General features: G+C 55.9%; 4 protein-coding genes. All 4 read right to left on the bottom strand.

Features of this window, described 5'->3' with window-relative positions:
- The coding region (locus ABNH18_RS06560; RefSeq protein WP_502876777.1) for a DUF302 domain-containing protein at window positions 1-309 on the bottom strand (309 nt) is incomplete at its 3' end.
- 9 nt (window positions 310-318) lie between these two features.
- Window positions 319-2,628 carry a heavy metal translocating P-type ATPase gene (locus ABNH18_RS06555; protein ID WP_007151136.1) on the bottom strand — a complete coding sequence of 770 codons (2,310 nt, stop codon included), beginning with the start codon at window positions 2,626-2,628 and terminating at the stop codon, window positions 319-321.
- Window positions 2,629-2,658: 30 nt separating this feature from the next.
- Complete coding sequence (locus ABNH18_RS06550; RefSeq protein WP_081737601.1) at window positions 2,659-4,011, bottom strand: APC family permease; 1,353 nt, start codon at window positions 4,009-4,011, stop codon at window positions 2,659-2,661.
- Between the two features lie 129 nt (window positions 4,012-4,140).
- On the bottom strand, window positions 4,141-4,890 hold the full coding sequence (locus ABNH18_RS06545; protein ID WP_349382043.1) for a copper resistance protein B: 750 nt from the start codon (window positions 4,888-4,890) through the stop codon (window positions 4,141-4,143).
- Between the last annotated feature and the right edge of the window lie 31 nt (window positions 4,891-4,921).

Raw genomic sequence — 4,921 nt, 5'->3', positions numbered from 1 at the left:
GATTAAAGTTGAACGGGCTGAGCAAACCCCGTGGAACTTGATCACGGTCAACAGATCACGGATGAAGTCGCTTAAGGCGCCAGCTATGGCAAAATAGCCCCTACTCGAGGCTCCACGCCGATGGCCTAGGATTGCATGCCCAAAGATCCGGTAGGCAGGTATTTCCGTGCCCAGCTTCTCCTTCATCGTGGTTTTGACGTCGATTTCGATCAGCACCCCGAAGCAGTTATCCGTGAGAGACTGACGCGCTCGTTTGTCAACCGCCTCAAAATCAGCATCTTCTATGGTTCGATCAATAGTGTACGGCACCAGCGATTATTACTTAGGGCCAAGCTTGATAACTCGCAGGCGCAATGCATTCACAATCACGCTGAAAGACGACAGCGACATTGCAGCAGCCGCGAAGATCGGTGAAAGCAGTATCCCGAAGAACGGGTACAAAACCCCCGCCGCAATCGGAACGCCCGCGGAGTTGTACACAAAAGCAAAGAACAGGTTCTGTCGGATATTGCGCATGGTCGCCAGCGACAGACGACGCGCTTCTACAATACCCATCAAGTCGCCGCGCAGCAGCGTAATGCCCGCGCTTTCGATGGCCACATCTGTGCCGGTGCCCATGGCCACCCCCACGTCCGCCGTTGCCAATGCAGGCGCGTCGTTAACGCCATCACCCGCCATCACGACAACACCCCCTTCATCTTTCAGACGCTGGACGATCTTGCCCTTATCTTCCGGCAGTACCTCCGCTTCCACTTCATCGATATGCAATTTGCGAGCAACCGCCTCGGCCGAGGTGTAGTTATCGCCAGTCAGCATGACCACTCGAATGCCGTCTTTTTGCAGCGCGACAATAGCAGCGTGGGTCGTTCTCTTGATGGGATCGGAGATGGCCAACAGCCCAGCGATTTTTCCATCGACGGCGGCAAAAATCACGGTAGCACCATCTTTGCGATGCTCGTCGGCATCGCTGTCAAATCTAGTGGTGTCGACATTCTCCGACTCCATGAGAAGACGATTACCAAGCAGCACCCGCTTGCCGTCGATTTTTCCTGTTACCCCTTTACCGTTGGGAGAATCGAAGTCTTCCGCATCCGGCAGCTTCAGCTCCATGCCCTTGGCTTTGTCCAGAATGGCGTGGGCCAGTGGATGCTCACTGCCTTTCTCGAGTCCGCCCGCAAAACGCATCAAAGCATCGTCATCGTACCCATTCGCTGTAACAATTCGGGTGATTTGTGGCTGCCCCTCTGTCAACGTGCCGGTCTTATCCACTACCACCGTATCTACCTTTTCCATGCGTTCAAGGGCTTCCGCATCGCGGATCAGCACACCACTTTGGGCGCCGCGGCCAACACCTACCATGATCGACATCGGCGTTGCCAGACCCAGTGCGCAAGGGCAGGCAATGATCAGAACACTGACCGCCGCAATCAGCCCGAACGCCATGGGCGGTGTCGGCCCAAGGAATGACCAGGCTATAAAGGCAACAATGGCAATTAGGATCACGGTGGGCACAAACCAGCTCGCCACCTTATCGGCAAGCCCCTGGATCGGTGCGCGGCTGCGTTGGGCGCTGGCCACCATCTGCACGATTTGGGAAAGCATGGTGTCCCGGCCAACCTTGTCGGCCCGCATGATAAAGCTGCCCTGTTGGTTAATACTGCCGCCAATCACTTGGTCGCCAGACTTTTTGCTGACTGCAAGAGGCTCACCGGTCACCATGGACTCATCCACGTTGGAGCTGCCTTCAAGTAACTCACCGTCCAGCGGCACCTTGTCCCCCGGGCGCACTCGCAGGCGATCACCCACCTTGACCTGATCCAGCGACACATCGGACTCGTCGCCCTGGTCATCCAGCTTTCGGGCCGTCGCCGGTGCCAGATCCAGCAGCGCCTTGATCGCGCCCGAGGTTTTCTCCCGGGCCCGCAGTTCAAGCACCTGGCCTAACAGAACCAGCACCACGATGACCGCAGCCGCCTCGAAGTAGACGGCGACAGAACCGTCTTCCTGCCGAAAGGCGTCGGGGAAAATCTGGGGCGCCAGTGTCGCCACCAGGCTGTAGATCAGCGCCACGCCAGTACCAATGGCAATGAGCGTGAACATGTTCAGATTGCGGCTGACGACGGACTTCCAGCCTCTGACAAAGAAAGGCCAGCCACACCAGGCCACTACTGGCGTCGCCAACACCAGTTGAATCCAGTTGGACATTTGTGGGGCAACGATCTGGTCAAGGCCGGTGAGATGTCCGCCCATTTCCAGCACCAATACCGGCAGGGCCAGCACCAGGCCAATCCAAAATCGACGGGTCATGTCTTTGAGCTCTGCCGAGGGCCCGTCATCCAGACTTACCTGCTCGGGCTCCAGGGCCATACCACAGATAGGGCAATCTCCGGGGCCCTGCTGGCGAATTTCCGGATGCATCGGGCAGGTGTACATGGTGCCCGGAGCCACGGGTTCGTCCTGTTTCTGTTCTCCACTGAGGTAGTGTCCCGGGTCGCCGTCAAACTTCGATTTGCACCCCGAAGAACAGAAATACCAGGTTTTCCCGCCATGCTCGCTGCGATGTTCCGCCGAGTGTGGATTCACCGACATGCCGCAAACAGGATCTTTGACCGTGTGCTCAGCCGTCATGGCCGATCCCTCCCTATCGAGTTCTGGTGATTAGTGATGATGAGCATGAGATTCTTTGTGTCCCGCTTCTTCGGCTTCTGTGGCCTTTTTCAGGAACAGTTGCTCGGCCACTGCGATAACAATCATGGTGACAACCGCCACGCCAATAACAAACAGGTCAGTATTCAGTTTGACCCAAACGAAGCCACCAAGAGCGAGCAAATCCAGAACAATTGCCACCGTGGGCACCCACACATTGGCCTTCACATCCTCCCGTAAATAGCGCAGAACGCCCCAATGGATAGCAATGTCCATGATCAGGTAAAAAATGATGCCCAGCGCTGCAATTCGGGACAGGTCGAAGAAGGCCGTGAGGATAAGCCCAAGCACCACGGTATAAACCAGCGTGTGCTTCTGGATGCTACCGGGCATGCCGAAATGACTGTGGGGGACCAGCTTCATTTCAGTCAGCATGGCCAACATGCGTGAGACGGCGAAAATACTGGCCAGAATGCCACCGGCGGTGGCCATCATCGCAATGGCGACGGTAAACCAGACGCCGTAGTCGCCCAATGCGGGACGCGCAGCGGCCGCCAGAGAGTAGTCCTGCGTTTTGATGATTTCCGCCAGGGACAGGTTACTGGCAACGGCGAAACCGACCAGGGTGTAGATCACCACGCAGGCTGCGATGGAAATAATAATCGCTCGCCCCACGTTTCTCTTGGGGTCTATGACTTCCGAGCCGCTGTTGGTGATGGTGGTAAAACCTTTGAAGGCCAGAATGCCAAGGGCCGTTGCCCCCAGGAAATTGCCAAAGGTTCCAGCCTCACCGGGGCTAGAGAAATCAACAGAAACACTGTCGGCAATCCAGATACCCACCAGCCCGAAAACCAGAATGCCTCCGATCTTCAGGATACCTATAAAGGAAGCCACGCCCTGAATCATTCGGTTGCCCAACAGATTGATCAGAAACGCGGCCAGAATTAGTGAGACGCCAAGAATGGGCACCATGCGGCCACTTTCATCGCCATCGAACAGTTGCATGGTGTAAGAACCGAAGGTTCGCGCAAGAAAGCTCTGGGCAATCACCATCGAGAAATACATCAGCAAAGCATTGAAAGCCGTCGGTAACCGATTGCCATAGGCTTTGTGCAGGTACATGCCTATGCCCCCGGCTGACGGGTAGGCATTGGAAATTTTGATGTAGGAATAGGCACTGAAGCTTACGATTACCGCCGCGGCCAGAAACGCCAACGGGAAAAGAACGCCAGTCATCTGCGCCATCTGCCCGGTAAGGGCGAAGATACCGGCGCCAATCATGACACCGGTGCCCAGCATAACAGTTCCCGGAAGTGTAAGACTGCCTTTCTGATAGCGCGTGGTTCTGTCGTGCGTGCTGCTCATACAACCTCCTGTTGTTTTGAACGGCGTTTGATACTCAATAAATAGCCAATGCTGGCTTGGGTAGATCTCACTTGCATCAATGTCGAGAAAAACGGGCCAAAGAAATATCTTTAGCCCCTAAGTACCTGATCAGAGTGCGATGCGGGCGCCGATCACGGCAAACCAGTCTTCCGTACCACCGCCCCCGGCTTTGGCGAAATCCGCGCTATCGCCGTACTTGCGCTCATGCACCACGCCCACATAAGGCGAGAACGCACGGTCGATCAGATCATAGCTCAACCTGAGTCCGGTTTCGATAGAAACCAGTCCTTTACCAACGCCAATTTCCCGGTCCTCGCTAAACGCAACCGTGGCATCCAGCGTTGCCGCCAGAATCCAGTAGTTGGTGAGAAGCAGCTCGTACTCTGCATCCAGTTCGGCTGACGTATCGCCATCCTTACTGACATACAGGTTTGCATCGATCTCAAACCATTGGGGAGCCAGCCCGGCTACACCGAGAACGGCATATGTACGGTCCGGCCCCTCGGGCGTATCGAAACGCACGCCCGCTTTGGCGTCGAAGAACTTGGAGATGGGGATCTGGCCGACCAGCTGGTTTTCCAGTGTTTCGTAGGCCTGCTCCTCTATCTCGTACTCCCCGGTTGTGAGCAACCGGACTTTGAACTCGTCGGTGCCATAGAAAGCATCCGCATTCCAGACGCCCAGTTCCTCGTCATCGTCGCTGTAGCGGTATTCAAACTCCTCGAATTGAACACCCCAGGTTGTGAGCGGCTGTTTACGAGCGGTGGTGTCGGAGATCATTTCCTGAGCTGTCACCGCCGTTGAGAATCCGATAGAGGCAAAGAAACTGACCGCAACAAGTGATCGAATACAACTCATGCCTCACCTCCTTCTTCAGCAGCCGCGTCTG

It is taken from the genome of Alcanivorax sp. (assembly GCF_040118815.1).
Classification (GTDB): Bacteria; Pseudomonadota; Gammaproteobacteria; order Pseudomonadales; family Alcanivoracaceae; genus Alcanivorax.
This window is presented reverse-complemented; position numbering and strand designations above follow the sequence as displayed.